Source organism: Achromobacter sp. AONIH1, from assembly GCF_002902905.1.
GTDB lineage: Bacteria > Pseudomonadota > Gammaproteobacteria > Burkholderiales > Burkholderiaceae_B > Achromobacter.
This window is the reverse complement of record NZ_CP026124.1, coordinates 5,332,746-5,352,729: the sequence shown is the minus strand read 5'-3', so window position 1 is coordinate 5,352,729 and position 19,984 is coordinate 5,332,746. Positions and strand designations below refer to the sequence as shown.

Sequence of the window (19,984 nt, the reverse complement as noted above, 5' to 3'; positions counted from 1 at the left end):
CGTGCGGCGGACTTGGCGTTCGCCGCGCGGATCGCGCAGCAACAGAGGACCATAATGGATTCACCCTTGCCCAACCGTTTCCGCCAGCGCATCCTGGCGCGCGAGCGGCTCATCGGATTCTGGATGTGCATGTCCAGCCACATCACGGCCGAGCTGGCCGGGCTGGCCGATTTCGACTGGCTGCTGCTCGACGGCGAGCACTCGCCCAACGAGGTGCCGATGTTCCTGCAGCAGTTGCAGGCGCTGCAATCCAGCGCCAGCGCGGCGGTGGGGCGGCCGTCGTGGAATGACCCGGTCGAGATCAAGCGGATGCTGGATATCGGCTTCTACAACCTGCTGATCCCCTTCATCGAGTCCGAGGCCGATGCGCGCCGCGCCGTGGCGGCCACGCGCTATCCGCCGCAGGGCATGCGCGGCGTGGCCGGCGCGCAGCGCAGCAACCGCTACGGCACGGTGCCCAATTATCTGCAGACCATCAACGACAACATCTGCGTGCTGCTGCAGATCGAAAGCCGGCCGGGCATCGAGGCGGTGGACGAGATTGCTTCGGTGGAGGGCGTGGACGGCGTGTTCATCGGTCCTTCGGACCTGGCCGCCGCGCTGGGGCATCTCGGCAATCCCGGCCATCCCGAGGTGCAGGACGCGATCCGCCACCTGTACCAGCGCGTGTCGGCGCAGGGCAAGGCGGTGGGCATCCTGGCGCCGGTGCATGCCGACGCCAGGCGCTACCTGGACATGGGCATGCACTTCGTGGCGGTGGGCACGGACCTGGGCGTGTTCAAGCAGGCCGTGTTCGGGCTGCGCGAGGCCTTCCCGACGTAGCCTTGGGCCCCGCGCTCGGGCGCGGCGGCGCGATGCCGTCCGCGCCGTGAGGGCTCAGCTTTCCAGCGCCAGCAGATCGGCGACGGTCTGGCGGCGGCGGATCAGGCGCGCCTGGCCCTGGTCCAGCAGCACTTCCGGCGCCAGCGGCCGGGTGTTGTAGTTCGAGGACATGGACGAGCCGTAGGCGCCGGCGTCGTGCAGCACCAGATAGTCGCCGATGCGCGGCCGCGGCAGCAGACGGTCGGTCACCACGCCGCCGGCGTCCTGGGTGAACACATCGCCCGACTCGCACAGCGGGCCGGCCACGGCCAGGCGCGCCGGTTCGCCCGGGGGCGTCGAGCCGTCGGGCGCGTGCACCGAAATACGGTGATAGCTGCCATACATGGCCGGGCGCATCAGGTCGCTGAAACCGGCGTCCACCAGCACGAAGTCACGGCCCGGGCGTCGGTTGATCGCATGCACCTCGGCGATCAGCGCGCCGGACTCGGCCACCAGGAAGCGGCCCGGCTCGATCTCCAGTCGGACAGGATGGCCCAGGTGCTGCTCGATGCGCTTGCGCGCGGCGTCCCACTGCTCGAAGTAATGGTCGCAGTCGATACGCGCTTCGCCATCCTTGTACGGAATGGACAGGCCGCCGCCGGCGGAGATGGCTTCGATGTCATGGCCCAGGTTGCGGACCACGTCGACCATGGCGTCGCAGACGCTGGAAAGGTGGCCGTAGTCCACGCCCGAGCCGATATGCATGTGGATGCCCATCAGCTTCAGGCCGTGGCGGCGCACGATGGCGATGGCCTGGGCCACGTCGTCGATCCAGATGCCGTGCTTGCTTTGCGGGCCGCCAGTGTTGGTCTTGTTGCTGTGGCCGTGGCCGAAGCCGGGATTGATGCGCAGCCAGACCCGATGGCCGGGCGCCTGCTGGCCGACGCGTTCGAGCATGTCCAGCGAGCCGGCGTTGACCGGGATGCCGTGCCGGATCACGGCGGCCATGGTGGCGTGGTCGATCAGGTCGGCGGTGAACACGATGCCGGCCGGCTCGCCCTCGGGTCGGAAACCCGCGGCCAGGCTGCGCTCTATCTCGCCCAGCGACACGGCGTCGACCACCGCTCCCTCGGCGCGCATCAGCTTGAGGATATGGATGTTCGAGTTGGCCTTCTGCGCATAGCGGATCACGTCGAAGCGACGCAGCTGGGCGATGCGTTCGCGGATGACGGCGGCGTCATAGACCCAGAGCGGGGTGCCATGCTGCGCGGCGAGTTCGGTGAGTTGGCGCGGATCGAGAGCCATGGGGGAGAACCTTGTTGTGCGGTAGGGAAACTGGAGCGCCATGATGCCTGTGATGAGCTATCCAGTAAAATGCTTTGAATTTCCTGATCCATTCATTCTTGATATGGAATTGCCATGCTGACGCACCGGCACGTTGAAGTCTTCCGCGCCTTGATGATCGCCGGCAGCGTGACCCGCGCGGCCGAGCTGCTGCATACGTCGCAGCCCACCGTCAGTCGGGAACTGGCGCGCATGGAGCACAGCATAGGCTTCCCGCTGTTCGAGCGCATCCGGGGCCGCCTGCGGCCCACCATGCAGGCGCTGGCGCTGTATGACGAGGTCCGGCAGTCCTACGCGGGGCTGGAGCGGGTGGCCTCCGCCGCGGCGCGGCTGCGCGCCTATTCGGACGGCCAGCTGGCGGTGATCGCGCTGCCGGCCTTTTCCCATTCCGTGCTGCCAGGCGCGTTTCGCCGCTTCCATGCCGGACATCCCGGTGTCAGCCTGTCGGTGGAGACGCAGGAATCGCCCTTCCTGGAGGAGTGGCTGAGCGCGCAGCGCTACGACCTGGGGCTGACCGAGAGCGACGCCCAGCCGGCGGGCACGCGCTTGGAACTGCTGGTCGAGGTGGATGAGGTCTGCGCGCTGCCCGACGGCCATCCGCTGCTGGCGCGCGAGGCGATCGAGCTGCGCGATTTCGAGGGACAGGCCTTTGTCAGCCTGTCGGCCAGCGATCCCTACCGCTTGCAGATCGACGAGGCTTTCGCGGCCGAGGGCGTGGCGCCGCGCTCCATTGTCGAGACGCCGTCAGCCGTGTCGGTCTGCGCCTTCGTGCGCCAGGGGCTGGGCGTGGCCATCGTCAATCCGCTGACGGCGCTCGACTTCATCGGCAATGGCCTGCAAGTGCGGCCGCTGACGCGCTCGTTCCCGTTCAGGGTGAATGCGGTGTATCCCGAACACCGGCCGAAGAGCCCGCTGGTCGACGCCTTTGCCGCGGCGGTGCGCGAGCAGGCTCGCGAGATGGCGGGCAGGCTGGTGGCCGGGGCAGGGCGCGGCGGCCATCCGATCTGAAGCCACCATGAAAAAAGGATGCCCGTGGGCATCCTTTTTTATTTGCCGTATTCATGACGCCCCGGGGACCGGGGCGGCAGAATGGCTTAGGCCAGCGCCTTGATGGCGGCAGCCAGGCGGCTCTTGTGGCGAGCGGCCTTGTTCTTGTGGATGATGTTCTTGTCGGCCACGCGGTCGATCACGCTGGTGGCTTTCTGGAACACTTCACCGGCCGCAGCTTTGTCGCCGGCGGCGATGGATTGGCGAACGCGCTTGATGGCGGTGCGCAGCATCGAGCGCAGGCTGGAATTGTGCTTGTTGCGCTCAACGGATTGGCGAGCGCGCTTGCGGGCTTGGGCGGTGTTGGCCATTGTGTATCAGTAAGTTGAATTCGGCAAAGTCGGACATTGTAGCAAGTCCCAGGGGGATTGCAAGCTCAATGTGCCGTCAAGCCGATGACGCCCGATGGTCGGGCGGGAGCGCCAGGGCGGCGGTTCCGGTCGCGATCCCCGTGGAAAGTTCCGGGGATGTCCGGGTCGGCCGTGCCGCTTGTCGCGGCTGCCGGGAAATCCGGGTGGCGCCTGTTGAGGTAAAAAATGCGGGTAAAAAATGCGGGTAAAAATGCTGTGGCGAGTATACAACGAGACGGTCCCGCTGGACAGCACGTTGCAAGAAGGTGACGGTTCAGGTCGCGACGTTGATCGACACGTACCAGGGGGTGTAGCGGCGGATATGGATGGGCATGCTCTCCTGCAGCGAGCGCAGGGCGGCGTCGGTGTCGTCCAACGGGAAGTGTCCCGACACCGGCAGGCCGCCCGCAGCCATGGAGACGCGCAGCGAGCCGCTGCGGTAGGGGCGCAGCGCCGCGATCACCTCGGCCAGCGGTCGGCCGCGCACGTCGATCCAGCCAGCCTCCCAGGCGGCTTCGGCCATCAGTTCGGCGCGCGGCGTGTCCATGCGCAAGGCGTCGAAGCGCGCGCCGGTGCCGGCCCGCACGGTGCCATGGGCGCCGGACATGGTCTCGACCTCGACTTCGTGCTCATGCACCACCACCACGGTGCGCTGGGCCTGTTGACGCACCATGTAACGGGTGCCGAGCGCGCGCACGGTGCCTTCGGCGGTCTGGACCAGGAAGGGGCGGCGCGCGTCGGGCGCCACGGACACGGTGACTGCGCCGTCCAGCAGGCGCACCTGGCGATAGGCGGGCGTGAAGTCCAGGTTCACCCGGCTGCGCGCGTCCAGCAACAGCTGGCTGCCGTCAGACAGCACATAGCGGCGGCGCTCGCCGGTGGCCGTGGCGGCGTCGGCGGCGACGTTGTTGAGGGGGTAGAAGGCATTGCCGACGTAGCCGGCGCAGGCGCCCGCACCGACGAGCGCCGCCGAGCCGGTCATGAAGCGGCGGCGCGACGGTGAAACGAGAGGCGGGGGCGGGGCGGCGGGCTGCGACGCAGGGGAGGCCGCGGCGTAGCCTATCGGATAGGCATCGCCGAGCCGGCCGAACGTCGACCCTTCCAGAGTGCCTATCAGCTGCTGCCAGGCGTTCTCATGGAGCGGGTCGGCCGCACGCCAGGCCAGGAAATCGTTATAGTCCTGCGGCGTCGCTCGGCCCGAGCGCAGCAGCAGCAACCAGTTGATGACCTGGTCCGCCACGGGTAGTCCTTGGGCGTACTTCACTTCATCTCCCACGCGTTTTCCCAGGTGGGGATCCTTTCATTGGCAATTTGTAAATAATAAAGGTTTTTTACCAAAGATTACGGCGGGCTTGTCAATTCTTGACGAATCGGACGAAAAAAAGCCGGCGGATAAGCCGGCTTTTTACGAGGATGTGGCAAAAACGCCTGGAATTAACGCGCGGAGCGCCGTCCGAAGTCTCGGGGACGGAACCCGAACAGAAACAACAATCCGAAATAGATCACGCCGCTGGCGGCCAGCACGCCGCCCAGCCAGGCCGCCCGCAGGCCGGCATGAGCCTGCAGCGCGATCCAGTCGATGCGGCCATCGGCATAGGCCAGCAGCCCCGCCAGCCCGGCCAGCGCCGGCAGCAGCCGCAGCGCGAACCGGGTCCAGCCGGGCGCGGGGCGGTAGACGCCGCGCCGCAGCAACCCGATGAGCAGGGCCAGCGCGTTCAGGCAGGCGCCCAGGCCGATGGCCAGGGCCAGGCCGGCGTGGGCCAGCAGCGGCACCAGCGCCAGGTTCAGCAACTGGGTCACGATCAGTACGCCGATGGCGATCTTGACCGGGGTGCGGATGTCCTGCCTGGCGTAGAAGCCCGGGGCCAGGATCTTCACGGCCAGCAGTCCGATAAGGCCGGCCGAGTAGGACATCACGGCCACGCGCGTCTGCGCCACGTCCTGCGCCGCGAACGCGCCGTAGTGAAACAGCGTGGCGACAAGCCCGTCCGACAGCAGGGCCATGCCCACCGCGGCGGGCAGGCCCAGCAGCAGCACCAGGCGCAGGCCCCAGTCGAGCAGCGCGCTGTAGCCGGCATGGTCGTCGCGCGCATTGGCGGCCGACAGGCTGGGCAGCAGCACCGTGCCCAACGCCACGCCCAGCAGGGCGGTGGGGAATTCCATCAGGCGGTCGGCGAAGGACAGCCAGGTTACGCTGCCGGGCGTCAGCCAGGTCGCGATATTGGTGTTGATCAGCAGCGAGATCTGGGCCACGGACACGCCCAGCGTGGCCGGCGCCATCTGCTTGAGGATGCGCTGCACGGTGGCGTCGGCCCAGGCCTCGCGCACGCGCAGCGAGAAGCGCGGCGTCAGGCCCAGTCGCGCCAGCGCCACCCATTGCACGGCCAGCTGCGCCACGCCGCCGGCCATGACGCCGATGGCCAGCCCGTATACCGGCACGTCCATGCGCGGCGCCAGCCACAGGCAGGCGGCGATCATGGACAGGTTCAGCAGCACCGGCGTGAAGGCCGGCACGGCGAAGCGCCGCCAGGTGTTCAGCACGCCGGACGCGAAGGCGATCAGCGACATGCACAGGATGTACGGAAACATCACCCGCGTCATCCAGACCGCGGCGCCGAACTCTGCATCTCGCGCCGCGCCGCGCAGCCCGCTGGCCATGGCCGACACCACCCAGGGCGCGGCGACGATGCCGACCAGCGTGACCAGCATCAGCGCCAGCGTCAGCAGCAGCGCCACGCGGTCCAGCAGCGTGCGCACCTCGTCGTCGGACCGGTTGTTGCGCGCCGCGCCCAGGATCGGCACGAAAGCCTGCGCGAAAGCCCCTTCCGCGAACAGCCGCCGCAGCAGGTTCGGAATGCGGAAGGCGACCCAGAACGCATCGGTAATGGGACCCGCGCCAAAGGCGCGCGCCACCAGGACGTCACGGGCCAGGCCGGAAATGCGGGACAGCAGCGTGAAGCTGCTGACGGTGGCCGCGGAGCGGAACAAACTCACTTCAGTTATCCATAAATCCAGGGGTTGCCCGAAGCCCAGAACGGGCATTGCGCCAACCGGAGGCATCAGCCATTTGGTGCCGTTGCCTTGTAAACCCACACACACTACACACTGTCCAGCCACACGGGCGACCAATCCACCCAAGGCGCTGACACCCTCCCCACAGCGCACACCCGCCCATCGCCCATCGGGGCCGCACGGAGCCGGCTTTGCCGGTCCGTCACGGCGCCCCCTTGAGGGGGAAGCGCGCAGCGCTGCGGGGGTGGGCCCACTACTTCGGCGGCATCCGGATCGCGCCGTCCAGGCGGATCGTTTCGCCGTTGAGCATGTCGTTCGTGATGATGCTGTGTACCAGCTTGGCGTAGTCCTCCGGACGGCCGAGACGGGCGGGGAAGGGGATGCTGGCGGCCAGCGAGTCCTGCACTTCCTGCGGCATGCCGAAGATCATGGGCGTGCCGAAGATGCCGGGGGCGATGGTCATGCAGCGGATGCCGGTCTTGGCCAGGTCGCGCGCGATGGGCAGGGTCATGCCGGCCACGCCCGCCTTGGACGCGGCATAGGCCGCCTGGCCGATCTGGCCGTCGAAGGCCGCGACGGACGCGGTGTTGATCATGACGCCGCGTTCGCCGGTGGGTTCGGGCGTATTGGCGCTCATGGCCTCGGCGGCCAGGCGCATCATGTTGAAGCTGCCGATCAGGTTGATGCTCACTACCTTCTGGAACAGGTCCAGCGGGTGGGCGCCGTTCTTGCCGACGATCTTGGCGGCGGGGGCGACGCCGGCGCAGTTCACCAGGCCGAACAGCGTGCCCAGCTCGCGCGCGGCGGCCACGGCGCGCTGGCCATCGGCTTCCTGGGTGACGTCGCAATGCACGTAGCGTTGGCCCAGTTCCTTGGCCAGGGCTTCGCCCGGCTCGTCCTGCAGGTCGGCGATCACCACCTTGGCGCCGTTGGCCACCAGCATGCGCACGGTGCCGGCGCCCAGGCCGGATGCGCCGCCGGTAACGATGAATACCTTGTTCGCGATTTCCATGTCTCTACCACTTGGTTCAAAAGAAAAAGAAAGCGGCGCTGCGGGCGCCGGATGCGAAAAGGCCTTCGGGCCGCGCCTTGACGACTTGCGTCAGGCCTGCGCCGAAGGCCTCATGGCCGAGCGGGCGCCGTTCAGCCCTTGACGGCGTCGAACAGGCGCGACTTGATTTCCTCGACCGCGCCCACGCCCGAGATCTTGCGGTACTTGGGCGCGTCGGCGGGGCTCTTGCTGGCCCAGTCCGAGTAGTAGTCGACCAGCGGACGGGTCTGCTGGCGATAGACGGACAGGCGGTGGCGCACGGTTTCCTCGCGGTCGTCGTCGCGCTGGATCAGGTCCTCGCCGGTGACGTCGTCCTTGCCTTCGACCTTGGGCGGGTTGAAGCGCACGTGGTAGCTGCGGCCGCTGGGCTGGTGCACGCGGCGTCCGCTCATGCGTTCGATGATGTCTTCCTCGGGAACCTCGATTTCCACCACATAGTCCAGCTTGACGCCGGCGTCCTTGAGAGCGTCGGCCTGCGGGATGGTGCGGGGGAAGCCGTCGAACAGGTAGCCGTTGGCGCAGTCGGGCTGCTTCAGGCGGTCCTGCACCAGGCCGATGATGATCTCGTCGGAAACCAGGCCGCCCGCATCCATGACCTTCTTGGCTTCAATGCCCAGCGGCGTGCCCGCCTTCACCGCGGCGCGCAGCATGTCGCCGGTGGAAATTTGCGGAATGCCGAAGTGCTGGGTGAGAAACGCGGCCTGGGTGCCTTTGCCGGCGCCGGGCGGTCCGAGCAAGATGAGACGCATGAGTGCTCCTGAGATGGGGATTATTTTTTGTGATCGGGGGATTATGCCGCAACGCAACAGCCTTTGCGGGGCGGTGCCATACGAAGTAACCCTTATATCAATGGCCTGGCGCGCCGCCTCGCTGCCTAGAGCTTGCCGTAGATCAAGCGCACGCGCTCCAGGTCGGCGGGCGTGTCCACGCCGGCGGCCGGGGGCGTGGACGCCCGGTGGACCACGATGGCGTGGCCGTGCTCCATGGCGCGCAGCTGCTCCAGCGACTCGAACCGTTCCAGCACGCCCTGGGGCAGCGTCGGAAAGCGGCGCAGGAATGACACGCGGTAGGCGTACAGGCCGATATGGTGCAGGGCGGGCAGGCCGTCGGCCAGCACGCGTTCGCCGCCGGCCAGCGCATCGCGCGCCCAGGGAATCGGCGCGCGCGAGAAATACAGGGCGCGATCCGACGCGGTGCAGACCAGCTTGACCACGTTCGGATTGAACAGGGCCTGGGCGTCGGCCAGCGGGCAGGCGCAGGTGGCGATGTCGGCGTCGGGGCTGGCTTGCAGCTTCGCGGCGACGGCGTCGATCAGTTCCGGCTCGATCAGCGGCTCGTCGCCCTGCACGTTGACCACGATGGCGTCGTCAGGCAGGCCCAGTTGCGCCACGGCCTCGGCCAGGCGGTCGGTGCCGGTGGGATGGTCGCCGCGCGTCATCAGCGCGCGCACGCCATGGGCCTGGGCCGCCTGCAGCACGCGGGCGTCGTCGGTGGCGATGCAGACCTGCGCCGCGCCCGAGCGCGCGGCCCGTTCGGCCGTGCGCACCACCATGGGCTTGCCGGCGATGTCAGCCAGGGGTTTGTCGGGCAGGCGGGTGGAGGCGGTCCGCGCCGGGATCAGGGCGATGAAGCTCACGGCGGACGGGTCAGCTGGCGGGGGCGTCGTCGAGCGAGCGCGCCTCGCCCTCCAGCATGACGGGAATGCCGTCGCGCACCGGGAAGGCCAGCCGGTCGGCGCGGCAGACCAGCTCGGCGTGCTGCCGGTCATGTTCGAGGCGGCCCTTGCACAGGGGGCAGACGAGGATGTCGAGAAGGCGGGATTCCATGTCCGGGATTCTAAAACAGTTTGGCGGGCGGCAAGCCGGCGGGCGCGGCGAAAAGCCTGATGCCCGGCAGGTCGCAGCCAGGCGGATCGTCGCCGCCGGCATTGGGGCGAACCCCTTCAATTGTTAAGCAATGTCATATTTTGAAGTAGGTTCAGCCCTATTGCGGGACGGATCGTCGTTATCATCCGCCGCGATCACATGCAGAGGAAAGAGGCACGATGGATCTGAATATGCTCAAGCTGGGGCTGATGCTCATCATCCTGATCTGGTCGATCTACAGCGGCATCACCTACATGGCCCGGCGCAGCGACAACAAGGGCGCCCTGCGCGACTTGCGGCGGGACGGCCAGCCCGCGCGGCGCATGACGGACGAAGAGCAGGCCTTGGTGCAGCCCTTCCTGTTCGACCCGGCCAAGCCGAAGAAGCAGGCGCAGCTGATCAACGACGGCGTCTATCCGCTGCACGGCGCTTTCGTGCGCCACGGCATCGAGGCCAGCCAGGGCGGCAGCACCATGCACGACACGCTGGGCGATGTCGATGTGGTGCTGCCCTACGACGCGCGCAGCTATCTGGTCGAGAACAACCATGCCGAAGTGGTGCTCACCGAGAAATTCGCCATCGTGGTGGCCTTGAACGGCGAGTTCGACCTGGCTGGCGGGCGCGAGCGCGAGCTGCGCCGGCAGAAGCAGGACCAGCAGTGGAACAGCGGCCGGACGGGCGCCCTGCAGAACGTCGTCGACCTGGAGGTCGACCCGCCCGAGGCGGACGAGGCGCCGCCCACGGCCGAGCAGCTGGCCCAGGCCGAGCGCGAGCTGGACGACGCCACGCGGGTCGAGATCCTGGCGCAGCGCGACGAGACGCCGGCCGAAGTGGCCGCGCGTCAGGGGCGCGGTTTCGGCTTCTGGGTGTCGGTGCTGTGGGCCCTGGCCTTCCTGTGCCTGGGGCTGGCGGGCGGGGGCGGGGGCATGCCGTTCGCCGCCGGCGCGGGAGCGCTGGCCGCGCTGGCCTTGTGGCTGACCTGGCGCCGGCCCGCGCCGGCCGCGCCGCAGAAGGTGAACCGCGCGCGCGGCGAGTTGAACGCCATCGTGCTGAGCAATCCGTCCAATTCCCAGACCGTGTCCACCCAGCTGTTCCTGGGCGACAAGCTGCCCGTCAACCTGCCGGACCATTGGCGCGCCAATCTGCAACTGCCCGACGACGGACGCGTCGACATGGACCTGCGCGTGCAGGACTACGCGGTGCTGCGGCTGGGCGGCAATTATTCCGTGGATGAAGAGCAGCGCCTGTTCCCGCGCGTGTTCTGGGGCCGCCACATGACGCTGGCGCTGACCGGTCTGGCGGCGCTGGGCGCGCTGTGGGCCGTGGCGCCGAACCTGCCGGGCGACCTGGCGCTGACGCGCGCCTGGGTGCAAAGCGACGGTCCGCGCAGCTATGCCTCGGCCGAGGCGCTGGCGCAGGATCCGCCCGGATTCGGCCAGCCCGTGTCGCTGCGCGGCGCGGCCCGTTGCGAGCTGGTGCAGGGCACGAGCGAGCAGGCGGCGCGCGCCGATTGCGACCGGCTGCGCTGGGGCGGCGCGGCGCCGACGGTGCCGGAGCTGGAAATTGATCCGGCCATCATGGCGCTGCATACCGGCGAATTCCTGAGGACGCGCGCCAATCCCATGCTGGACATGCTGTTGCAGAGTCAGGTGGCGCAGCGCATGCGGACCAATCCCATGGCCGCCTACAACATGCGCGGCCTGTCGTTCTACCGCGTCTCGGGCCTGACCGATACCGTGCTGGCGGTGGAACGCGGCTGCGCCGTGGCCGGCCGCGATGCGGCGGACGCCTGCGGTGCGTTGAAAGCGGCGCTGGTCGAGCATCTGCTGTTCGCCGACGACGAGCCCAAGAACTGGGCCGAGCTGCTCAAGCTGGCGCAAGACGGCGCGTTCAAGCGCAAGGGCTTGAACGACGAGTCCGCCATCATCTCGCGCAATGCCGAGACGGTTCGCGCGCGGGCCCGCTCCAGCGCCTTTCCGGCCATCATGCAGGCCATGAACCGCGCGGCCGCGGCGGCGCAGGCAAGCCAGACCGGCGGCGTGGCGCTGCGCGTCTGGCCGGGGCCGCATGCGATGTTGCCCAGCATCATCGCCAAGAACGAGGAAGACCTGCTGTCGTCATGGAGCCGCCAGTCGCGCATCGTGGCCCAGGGCGAGCCGCTGCCGTTCCGGGTGGATGGTCTGGTGTCTGGCGTGCGCCGCGACGCGTCGGGCCTGCTGGAGCTGAGCGTGGACTCGGAACGCAGCCTGGATGAGCCATGGTCGTCGCTGGCCTACACGGCATGGCTGCTGCTGGCAGCGCTGCTGGTGCTGGTGCATCTGCCGCTGGCCGTGATCCGCCTGCGGCAGGCGGGCGCGCGCCGGCGGGCCTTGGACGAATACTCGGCGCGCCGCAGCGCGGCCAAGCCGGCGTTCTTCTGAGATGGAGAGGGGCCGACCTGCAACGAGCGTCGGTCCGCCCGCCGCGCTGCGCTAGCGGCGGGCGGGAAGCTGGCGCAGCGCCTGCGCCAGCCATTCGAACAGCTGGGGATCCGAGTAGCGGGCTCGCACCGGCACTTCCCACAGGCGCGCATCATGCAGCGCCGCGCACTTGATGGCGTCCTTGGATGTGACCAGGATGCTCTCGGCATGCCAGTCCCGGAATGGGGACTGCGCGTAGTCATGGTGGTCAGGCAACGCCAGCGCGGGCTCGGGCGTGATGCCGGCGCCGCGCAGCGTCGCGAAGAAGCGCTGCGGATTGCCGATGCCGGCCGCGGCGGCCACGCCCGGCCTGCCGGCGAACGCCGCCAGCGGACGGGTCGCGCCGCCCTCGATCTGGCGCGCGTCGCCGGGTTCCAGCCACATCCGGGCCTGGCGCGGCCGCGCCGCCGGAGCGGCTTCCGGCGGGCCGGGCACGCCGACATTGGTCACCACCGCGTCCACTTCGCGCAGCCGGCTGGCCGGTTCGCGCAGCGGGCCGGCCGGCAGCAGGCGGCCATTGCCGATCCCGCGCTCGTCCTGCACCACGATTTCCACATCGCGCGCCAGCGCCAGGTGTTGCAGGCCGTCGTCCGAGACGATCACGTCCACGTCGGGATGCGCGCGCAGCAGCGCCTGGGCAGCCAGCGCGCGCTTGGGATGCACCGAGACCGGCGCGCCGCTGGCGCGCGCGATCAGGGCGGGCTCGTCGCCGAATGCCGACGCGGCCAGCGCCGCGCCCTGTCCGACGCGCGGCTCGGGGCCGATCTTCGCGCCGTAGCCTCGGCTGACCACGCCCGGATTGAAGCCGCGCGCGCGCAGTCCCTCGACGGTGGCGATCACCATGGGCGTCTTGCCCGTGCCGCCTACATAGACGTTGCCGATCACCACCACCGGCACCGGTGCGCGGTAAGCCGGCAGGCGTCCGTCGCGGTATCGGGCGCGCTTTCGCGCGACCGCCCAGGCGGTCAGCGCCGACAGCGGCAGCAGCAGGGTCGAGAGCCAGCCGCCGTGCTGCCACTGGCGCGCGAGCAGCGTGGCGGAGGATCCAGGGGCGCTCACCGGGCGGTCTGGGCGGCGAAATTGACGCGGCCGATGCCCGCCAGCCGGGCGGCTTCCATGACGTTGATCACGGACTGGTGCGTGGCTTGCGCGTCGGCGTTGATGACGACCAGCGGCTCGGTCTTGCCGGCCGCGGCCTGGCGCAGCGCGTCGGCGATCTCGGGCGGCGTGGACACGTCGATCAGGGTGCCGTTGAGCGCGTAGCGCCCGTCCTGGCTGATGGCGACTTCCAGCGCGGGCGGCGTGTCCTGCTCGGCCGAAGCCTGGGGCAGGGTGACCTTGAGCTGGGTGAAGCGCGCGAAGGACGTGGAGGCGGCCAGGAAGATCAGGATGACCAGCAGCACGTCGATGAGCGGGATCAGATTGATGTCCAGCTCATCGCGCTCGCCGCGGGAACCGCGGAAATTCATGGACGCGCCTCGTGGCGGCCGGGCGGATGGGCGTGGCCGGGCGCGACCGCGCGCGCCAGGCGGGCGGCGGCCTGCTCCATGGCGCTGAGGTAGCCGTCGACGCGGCCGCGCAGGTAGCGGTGGGCGATCATGGCGGGAATGGCGATCAGGATGCCGAAGCCCGTGTTGTACAGGGCGATGGAGATGCCCCGGGCCATTTGGGCCGGGTCGCCGCCGCCGGGCGTGTAGGAACCGAAGATCTCGATCATGCCCACCACGGTGCCGAACAGGCCCATCAAGGGCGCCACCATGGCGATGGTGCCGATGGCGGCGATGTAGCGGCTGAGGTCATGGGCGACGGCGCGGCCGGTGTCCTCGACCGCGCTGCGCAGTTCCTCGCGCGGCAGGTGGCGGTGGCGGATGACGTCGACCAATACGCGGCCCAGTGGGGAGTTGCGTTCCAGCTTGCCGAGGGACTCGGGCGTGTCCTGGTGGTTGCGCAGCATGTCGGCGACCTGTTCGGTCAGGCCGCGCGGCATGACCAGCCCGCGGCGCAGGGACAGCAGGCGCTCGAATATCAGGGCCAGACCCAGCACGGATGTCGCCAGCAGGGGCCAGATCGGCCAGCCGGCCTCGCGCAGTATGGTTAGCAAAGCGGTGAACTCCAGGGCGTGCCAGGGCGCGTGTCCACGCGCATCGGCATCGGATGCAAGCCGGAACTGTAACGGCGCGGCGGGGATGTGGCAAGGCCGCCCGGCGGGCAAAACTATCCACAGAATCTGTGGATAATTCTGTGCAGAAGTTGCCAGGAATGCTTATGGGCGCTGGGCTTACAGTCCTTTGCTTCAATTTCGCGCAGTGTTGTTTTCATGTAAGTCTTATATAAATCAAAGACTTGCTATGAAAATGCTGGCTCTGGGGCCGATGGGCGCACAAGGCCCTGAACAAGGTATGATTGCGGCCCGCCCCGTATGCCCTGTGGACAGGTATGCACCGGAAAGCCTTATGACAATTGAGTTCTCGGTCACAAACAACGTATTCGCGCGGGATATCCTGACGGTTGCCCAGCTGAACCAAGCCGTGGGGCAGTTGTTGGAGCGCAGCATCCCGGCAATATGGGTGCGCGGAGAGATTTCCAACTTCACGCAGGCGGCTTCCGGGCATTGGTACTTCACGATCAAGGACAGCCGCGCGGCCGTGCGGGCGGTCATGTTCCGCAGCCGCGCCAGCGCGGTGGGGTTCGTCCCTCGGGCCGGCGACCAGGTCGAGATCCGGGCGCGCGTGTCGCTGTACGAACCGCGCGGCGACTACCAGTTGCAGGTCGACGCCATGCGGCGGGCCGGGCTGGGCAACCTGTACGAAGCCTTTCTGCGGCTCAAGGAGCAACTGGCGTTCGAGGGGCTGTTCGACCCGGCGCGCAAGCGCGAGCTGGCGCCGCTGCCCCGGGCGATCGGCGTGATCACCTCGCTGCACGCGGCCGCGCTGCGCGATGTGCTGTCGGCGCTGGCCCGGCGCGCGCCGCAAGTTCCCGTCATCATCTATCCGGCCCCGGTGCAGGGCGCCGACGCGGCCGTCCGGCTGGCCGCGCAAGTGCGGCTGGCCAATCAGCGCGCCGAAGTGGATACCCTGCTGCTGGTGCGCGGCGGCGGCAGCATTGAAGATCTCTGGAGCTTCAATGACGAGGCGCTGGCGCGCGAGGTCGCGGCCAGCGCCATTCCGGTGGTCAGCGGCGTGGGCCATGAAACCGACTTCACCATCGTGGACTTCGTGGCCGACCTGCGCGCGCCCACCCCGACCGCGGCGGCGGAACTGGCCTGCACTCCGCGCGGCGAGCTGCTGGGCCGCGTCATGGACGCGGCGCGCACGCTGGCGCGCGGCCAGCAGCGGCGGCTGGAGCGGGCCGCCCAGCGCCTCGACCGCGCCGCCGGCCAACTGGTGTCGCCGGCGCAGCGCCTGGAACATCAGCGCGAGCGCCTGAACAGCCTGGGCTTCCGGCTGGCGTCCGCCTGGTCCGCGCCGCAAGGCGCGCGCAGCGCGCGCGTCGCCTTGCTCGCGCAACGCCTGGAACATCGCAAGCCCGACACGCGCCGCGCGGCCGAACGCGTGGCGAACGCCGCGCGGCAACTGGGCCAGGCCCATGCGCGGCTGCGGCTGCAGGCGCGCAACCGGCTGGCCGCCGCCGGCGCGCAGCTGCGCGCGCTGGATCCAGGCAATACGCTGGCGCGGGGATATGCGATTGCCCACGACGCGCAGGGACGCATCCTGCGCGATGCCGCCAGCCTGCAGCCCGGACAGGCGCTGGAGTTGCGTTTCGCGCGCGGCGGCGCGCAGGCCGAAGTCACCGAGGTTCGGCCGGAATCCGACGCGTCCTGAACAGGATGCCTGGTCCGGGCCGCAAGCGCCCGGTTCGACAGTCTCTTGCAAGGCAAACCATGCTGCGAAAAGCGATTGCTTGGCCCTTCGCCGGCCTGCTGGCCGTTGGAACGATAGGAACCCCGGCCTGGGCCGCTTCGGACGCCGCCGCGCTGGGCGTTCCTTTCGAGGTGCCTCTGGCGGACAGCGCGGTGCCGGTGCCCGCGCCACCTCCGCCCGTGGCGCGGAAGGAGCCGGCCCGGGACTGCGATTGCCAGTCGCCGTACCGCGACTATCCCACGGCGGAAACACCCGAGGTCCGGGCCTTGTTCGAGGCCGCGCGGGCCAACGACGAGGCCGCGTTCACGGCCGCCCTGGCCGGCGTGCCGCATCCCGGCGACTATGCCGACGACGGCCGGCCGTTGCTGCACGTGCTGCTGATGCCGCCGCGCGGCCTGCGTTCCAAGCATGTCTATTGGGACATGCCTAAGGACGAAGCCGCGCGCCTGCGCGATGAGCACCGCGCCGCGCTGCCGGCGCGCACGCGCATGCTGGCGGCGCTGCTGGCCACCAAGCCGGCGCTCAACGATGCCACGTACCAGTCGCGCCGCACGGCGCTGCAACTGGCGCTGCTCTATGGCTCGCCGCAGATCGTGGACATGCTGCTGGCGGCCGGCGCCGATCCGAACCAGGCCGGCGACGAAGGACGCAAGCCGCTGGAGTTCCTGCTTGATCGCGATTTCGAGTTCGCGGTCCGCATGACCTATCTGCCGCGTCTGGTGGATCGCCCGGACATGGCCCGCATGGTGCAGGCGCTGCTGAAGGCGGGCGCGCAGCGGCCCTTCCTGGGGCTGGACGACGCCAAGCCGGGCGGCGCGAGCGCGCTGACCGACGCTGCCGGCGAACCCAGGCGCATGGCGGATTTCCTGAGCTGGAATCCGCTGGTCGAACTGACCGAGGGCGGCGACGTGCTGCGGGCCTTCGCCGCCACCGGCACGCGCCCGGCCTTCGACAACGAATTGAGTCCGCTGGCGCTGGCGGCCTACACCGGCAACGCCGGCGCCGTGCCGGCGCTGATGGAGTTGGTGCCCAGGACCGTGCCGGCGACCGGCTATGGCGAGAAAGGCGTGCGCGATGTGTGGCTGGATGCCGCGCAGGCGGCGGTGATTGGCGGTCATCCGGAGATCGCCGTGCAATTGCTGCAGGCGGGCATGCCCTACGCGCAACGCGGTCCTCTCACCGGGTCGTCCAATCCCCTGTTCCTGCGCGTAGAGGGCGGCGACCGTCCGATCATGAATCTGGCCGCGCAGCGCGGCGACACGGTCACCCTGCGCCGGTTGGTGGAGCTGGGCGCGCCGGTCGAGGGCGACGCCGGCGAGCGCCATGGCAATACGCCGCTGGCCGAGGCGGTGGCGCGGCGGCAGCCGGAAGCGGCCAGGATCCTGCTGGCGGCCGGGGCCGATCCGGCCCTGCAACGGGACAACTACGACAGCCGTTCGGCGCTGGAGCAGGCGGTGACGGCCGGCGATACCGCGCTGTTGCGCGAGTTGCTGAAAGCGGCGCGGCCGGACACCTTGCAGGCCCTGATGCGTCATCCGACCCGCTCGCCGGTGCTGCTGGCCCTGAAGCAGCCGGGAGCTGACGGGCTGGCCATGCTGCGGCTGTGGGTGGACGCCGGCTTCGACCTGAAGACGCTGGACGCGGATGCCATCCGCCAGGCTGTGAGCAGCAGGAACGAGGCGCTGGCCATCTATCTGATCGATGCGGGCGTGCCCGTCAATCCGCGACCGCCGGCGGCGGCCGGTGGCGACGGCGCGTCGCAGGACCATGCCGACGAGCCGCCGCTGCTGGCCGCCGCGATACTGCGCCAGGACGCCATCGTCGACCGCCTGCTGGCCAAGGGCGCAGACCCGGCCGGCCTGGCCTCGGACGGGCAGAGCGCGCTGTACTGGCTGATCGCGCAAGGCAATCAGGCCGGGCTGGACCGTCTGCTGCGCGGCGGCGCGCGCCTGGACGATCCGCGCCTGCCCCGGGCGCCGGCGCCTTACGCCCTGATCAACGCCGCCGCCGGCTCCGGCGACATTGCGCTGGCGCGCCGCGTCGCGCAGGCCACGGGGCAGGGGCTGGACCGCGCCTGCCTGCCCGATGGCGGCGAATTCCGTCTGCTCGACGGACCTGGTTATTTCGCCGGCCTGCAGCAACTGGGCTTCAACGGCGGCTCCGCCGACTGCGGCGCGCCGTTGGGACGGCGCGTGCTGGCGGCCCTGTTGCAGGGCCGCGAGCTGATCGTGGCGCGGCGCGACACGGCCGTGGACGTGCTGCGGCGGCTCAAGGCTGGCGGCACCGACCTGCAGGCGCCGCAGGAAGACGGCGAAACGCCGTTGAACGCCGCCATCCGACTCGGCCGCAAGGATCTGGCCGACGCGCTGCTGGCGGCGGGCGCCGATCCCGATGCGCCCGATCTCCAGGGCCGCAGCCCGGCCTGGACCGCGCTGGAGACCGGGCAGCCCGAGATGCTGGCCCTGCTGGCCACGCACAAGGCGCGCTTCACGCAAGTCGCCGCGCCGCCGGGCCAGGACTTCGCGCAGATCCTGCTGTGCCAGGCCGCGCCCGCGTTCAACGAAGCGCTGGCCGCGCAGGGCGTGTCGCTGCAGCCGGCATGTCCGGCGCAGGCTGCGGCGCCGCACGGCCGCGGCGTGAGCAAGGCGGTCAGCAAGTCGGCCGCGCCGCAGCGGCTGCCGGGCCATTACTACCTGCAAGGCGTGCGCGAGGTCGGTAGCGAACTGGTGCTGTCCGAGGACGGCAGTTTTGACTACCTGATGAGCTACGGCGCGGTGGACATCAGCGCCAGCGGCGCCTGGCGCAGCGACGGCAAGCAGGTCTACCTGGACACGCCGCCGCTGCAGCCGTTCTCGGCGCTGGCGGGCGTGCGCGCCGGCGGCGAGCCGGCCCGGCCGGAAAATCTGACCGTGCGCGTGTACTACCAGGGCAGGCTGGTCAGGGCGGATGTGGCCATGTCCTCGGCCAGCGACGACTATGCCGGCGCGCCGCGCGAGTCCGAAGGCGAGGACGGCGTCAGCGCGCCTGTTGCCTCCGCTGGCGAGCTGCGCGCGCTGGCCGTGTTCGTGCCGCTGCCCTCGGGCGCGCGCTGGCATTTCGTCGACGTGTCGAAGCTGGATCCGGCTGCGCGCGCCATCCGCATCGACCTGGCCTTGCCGCAAGCCGCGTCGGCCTCGCCGCTGCATATTTCAATGACGTTGCGCGAAGATGGCTCGCTGGTGGAAACGCGCGGGGGCAGGGCGTTGCGTTACGCGAAAGAGTAACGTTCGCATTTGCGCGCCGCGACCCGCGCCGGCGCGCATTTGCTCATGCCCGCTTAACCCGCGCCAGCTCGGGGTTAAGCCGGTATCCTCATTGTCTTGCCGATACAATGGACCGGCTTGATCGTGCTCTCAACAGAAGGAACCATCACATGGCACACACTCTTCCCCCCCTGCCTTACGAACTGGACGCCCTGGCTCCGCACATCTCCAAGGAGACGCTGGAGTTCCACTACGGCAAGCATCATCAGACCTACGTCACCAACCTGAACAACCTGATCCCCGGCACGGAATTCGAAAACCTGTCGCTGGAAGAGATCGTGAAGAAGTCCTCGGGCGGCATCTTCAACAACGCGGCTCAGATCTGGAACCACACGTTCTACTGGAACAGCCTGGCTCCCAAGGCCGGCGGCGCGCCGAGCGGCAAGCTGGCTGACGCCATCAACGCCAAGTGGGGCAGCTTCGACGCTTTCAAGGAAGCCTTCAACAAGTCGGCCGCCGGAAACTTCGGCTCGGGCTGGACCTGGCTGGTCAAGAAGGCCGACGGCTCGGTGGACATCGTCAACACCAGCAACGCCGCCACCCCGCTGACCACGGCCGACAAGCCGCTGCTCACCTGTGATGTGTGGGAACACGCCTACTACATCGACTACCGCAACGCCCGTCCCAAGTACCTGGAAAACTTCTGGGCGCTGGTGAACTGGGACTTTGCCGCGAAGAACTTCGCCTGATCCCGCTTTATCCGCCGGACGCCCGCGCCGCCTTGCGGCGCGCGCGCCACGCCGGACCCGGACCCCTCGGCCTTGCCGAGGGGTCTTGTTTTTTCGCGGGAGGCGCGAAAGAACTTTATTGAAGGTTTTGTATCAATGGAACTCATTGATAACGTGAGGTTTTTTCAATCGCCCTGTCGATTGTCGAGTTCATTGCATCGAATT

General features: G+C 69.1%; 17 protein-coding genes. 6 read left to right on the top strand and 11 right to left on the bottom strand.

Annotation, left to right across the window (positions count from 1 at the left end):
- Positions 1–54: 54 nt before the first annotated feature.
- Positions 55–822, top strand: coding sequence for a 2-dehydro-3-deoxyglucarate aldolase (gene garL / locus C2U31_RS24465; protein ID WP_103275169.1), 768 nt, complete (start codon positions 55–57; stop codon positions 820–822).
- A gap of 54 nt (positions 823–876) precedes the next feature.
- Here the strand turns inward: garL and lysA are convergent, their stop codons facing one another.
- Positions 877–2,106 carry a diaminopimelate decarboxylase gene (gene lysA, locus C2U31_RS24460; RefSeq protein ID WP_103275168.1) on the bottom strand — a complete coding sequence of 410 codons (1,230 nt, stop codon included), beginning with the start codon at positions 2,104–2,106 and terminating at the stop codon, positions 877–879.
- Between the two features lie 114 nt (positions 2,107–2,220).
- Here lysA and C2U31_RS24455 point away from each other — a divergent pair, with 114 nt between their 5' ends.
- Positions 2,221–3,153: a LysR family transcriptional regulator gene (locus C2U31_RS24455; RefSeq protein WP_103275167.1), complete on the top strand. Its 933-nt coding sequence runs from the start codon at positions 2,221–2,223 to the stop codon at positions 3,151–3,153.
- Between the two features lie 86 nt (positions 3,154–3,239).
- Here C2U31_RS24455 and rpsT read toward each other — a convergent pair whose 3' ends face one another.
- From rpsT to C2U31_RS24420, 7 genes are all read right to left on the bottom strand, one after another.
- Positions 3,240–3,503 carry a 30S ribosomal protein S20 gene (gene rpsT / locus C2U31_RS24450; protein WP_043542310.1) on the bottom strand — a complete coding sequence of 88 codons (264 nt, stop codon included), beginning with the start codon at positions 3,501–3,503 and terminating at the stop codon, positions 3,240–3,242.
- A 313-nt stretch (positions 3,504–3,816) separates the two neighbouring features.
- Positions 3,817–4,782 (bottom strand): FecR domain-containing protein, encoded by a 966-nt coding sequence (locus C2U31_RS24445; RefSeq protein ID WP_103275166.1) that lies wholly within the window; start codon positions 4,780–4,782, stop codon positions 3,817–3,819.
- Between the two features lie 194 nt (positions 4,783–4,976).
- Entirely contained in the window at positions 4,977–6,584 is a 1,608-nt protein-coding gene (gene murJ / locus C2U31_RS24440; RefSeq protein WP_103275165.1) for a murein biosynthesis integral membrane protein MurJ, read from the bottom strand.
- Positions 6,585–6,807: 223 nt separating this feature from the next.
- Entirely contained in the window at positions 6,808–7,566 is a 759-nt protein-coding gene (locus C2U31_RS24435; RefSeq protein ID WP_103275164.1) for a 3-hydroxyacyl-CoA dehydrogenase, read from the bottom strand.
- A gap of 131 nt (positions 7,567–7,697) precedes the next feature.
- Positions 7,698–8,354 carry an adenylate kinase gene (adk, locus tag C2U31_RS24430; protein ID WP_103275163.1) on the bottom strand — a complete coding sequence of 219 codons (657 nt, stop codon included), beginning with the start codon at positions 8,352–8,354 and terminating at the stop codon, positions 7,698–7,700.
- 125 nt (positions 8,355–8,479) lie between these two features.
- Entirely contained in the window at positions 8,480–9,241 is a 762-nt protein-coding gene (kdsB, locus tag C2U31_RS24425; RefSeq protein ID WP_103275162.1) for a 3-deoxy-manno-octulosonate cytidylyltransferase, read from the bottom strand.
- Positions 9,242–9,251: 10 nt separating this feature from the next.
- The gene (locus tag C2U31_RS24420; RefSeq protein ID WP_085479903.1) at positions 9,252–9,431 is read right to left on the bottom strand and encodes a Trm112 family protein; all 180 of its coding nucleotides are present in this window, start codon (positions 9,429–9,431) and stop codon (positions 9,252–9,254) included.
- A gap of 218 nt (positions 9,432–9,649) precedes the next feature.
- On the opposite strand from C2U31_RS24420, the gene C2U31_RS24415 reads away from it, so the two are divergent.
- Entirely contained in the window at positions 9,650–11,890 is a 2,241-nt protein-coding gene (locus C2U31_RS24415) for an IgaA/UmoB family intracellular growth attenuator (RefSeq protein ID WP_103275161.1), read from the top strand.
- A gap of 51 nt (positions 11,891–11,941) precedes the next feature.
- Here the strand turns inward: C2U31_RS24415 and lpxK are convergent, their stop codons facing one another.
- Genes lpxK through C2U31_RS24400 form a run of 3 tightly spaced genes read right to left on the bottom strand, consistent with a single transcriptional unit; the run spans position 11,942 to position 14,030 of the window.
- A complete protein-coding gene (gene lpxK, locus C2U31_RS24410; RefSeq protein ID WP_103275160.1) occupies positions 11,942–12,988 on the bottom strand; it encodes a tetraacyldisaccharide 4'-kinase in 1,047 nt (348 codons plus the stop codon).
- A complete protein-coding gene (locus C2U31_RS24405; protein ID WP_103275159.1) occupies positions 12,985–13,398 on the bottom strand; it encodes a biopolymer transporter ExbD in 414 nt (137 codons plus the stop codon). The genes lpxK and C2U31_RS24405 overlap by 4 nt, the downstream gene beginning before the upstream one ends.
- Complete coding sequence (locus C2U31_RS24400) at positions 13,395–14,030, bottom strand: MotA/TolQ/ExbB proton channel family protein (protein WP_103275158.1); 636 nt, start codon at positions 14,028–14,030, stop codon at positions 13,395–13,397. Before C2U31_RS24400 ends, C2U31_RS24405 begins: the two co-directional genes overlap by 4 nt.
- Before the next feature lie 352 nt (positions 14,031–14,382).
- Here C2U31_RS24400 and xseA point away from each other — a divergent pair, with 352 nt between their 5' ends.
- The 3 genes from xseA to sodB all read left to right on the top strand — a co-directional run bounded on the left by xseA (position 14,383) and on the right by sodB (position 19,780).
- On the top strand, positions 14,383–15,750 hold the full coding sequence (gene xseA, locus C2U31_RS24395; RefSeq protein WP_103275157.1) for an exodeoxyribonuclease VII large subunit: 1,368 nt from the start codon (positions 14,383–14,385) through the stop codon (positions 15,748–15,750).
- Between the two features lie 59 nt (positions 15,751–15,809).
- On the top strand, positions 15,810–19,052 hold the full coding sequence (locus C2U31_RS24390; protein ID WP_158658449.1) for an ankyrin repeat domain-containing protein: 3,243 nt from the start codon (positions 15,810–15,812) through the stop codon (positions 19,050–19,052).
- Between the two features lie 149 nt (positions 19,053–19,201).
- The gene (gene sodB / locus C2U31_RS24385) at positions 19,202–19,780 is read left to right on the top strand and encodes a superoxide dismutase [Fe] (RefSeq protein ID WP_103275156.1); all 579 of its coding nucleotides are present in this window, start codon (positions 19,202–19,204) and stop codon (positions 19,778–19,780) included.
- Positions 19,781–19,984 lie beyond the last annotated feature (204 nt).

Excerpts from the sequence above, each read along its gene's own strand:
- garL (WP_103275169.1), top strand. The coding sequence starts at position 55 with ATGGATTCACCCTTGCCCAACCGTTTCCGCCAGCGCATCCTGGCGCGC.
- lysA (WP_103275168.1), bottom strand. The coding sequence starts at position 2,106 with ATGGCTCTCGATCCGCGCCAACTCACCGAACTCGCCGCGCAGCATGGC.
- C2U31_RS24455 (WP_103275167.1), top strand. The coding sequence starts at position 2,221 with ATGCTGACGCACCGGCACGTTGAAGTCTTCCGCGCCTTGATGATCGCC.
- rpsT (WP_043542310.1), bottom strand. The coding sequence starts at position 3,503 with ATGGCCAACACCGCCCAAGCCCGCAAGCGCGCTCGCCAATCCGTTGAG.
- murJ (WP_103275165.1), bottom strand. The coding sequence starts at position 6,584 with ATGCCCGTTCTGGGCTTCGGGCAACCCCTGGATTTATGGATAACTGAA.
- C2U31_RS24435 (WP_103275164.1), bottom strand. The coding sequence starts at position 7,566 with ATGGAAATCGCGAACAAGGTATTCATCGTTACCGGCGGCGCATCCGGC.
- adk (WP_103275163.1), bottom strand. The coding sequence starts at position 8,354 with ATGCGTCTCATCTTGCTCGGACCGCCCGGCGCCGGCAAAGGCACCCAG.
- C2U31_RS24420 (WP_085479903.1), bottom strand. The coding sequence starts at position 9,431 with ATGGAATCCCGCCTTCTCGACATCCTCGTCTGCCCCCTGTGCAAGGGC.
- C2U31_RS24415 (WP_103275161.1), top strand. The coding sequence starts at position 9,650 with ATGGATCTGAATATGCTCAAGCTGGGGCTGATGCTCATCATCCTGATC.
- C2U31_RS24405 (WP_103275159.1), bottom strand. The coding sequence starts at position 13,398 with ATGAATTTCCGCGGTTCCCGCGGCGAGCGCGATGAGCTGGACATCAAT.
- xseA (WP_103275157.1), top strand. The coding sequence starts at position 14,383 with ATGACAATTGAGTTCTCGGTCACAAACAACGTATTCGCGCGGGATATC.
- C2U31_RS24390 (WP_158658449.1), top strand. The coding sequence starts at position 15,810 with ATGCTGCGAAAAGCGATTGCTTGGCCCTTCGCCGGCCTGCTGGCCGTT.
- sodB (WP_103275156.1), top strand. The coding sequence starts at position 19,202 with ATGGCACACACTCTTCCCCCCCTGCCTTACGAACTGGACGCCCTGGCT.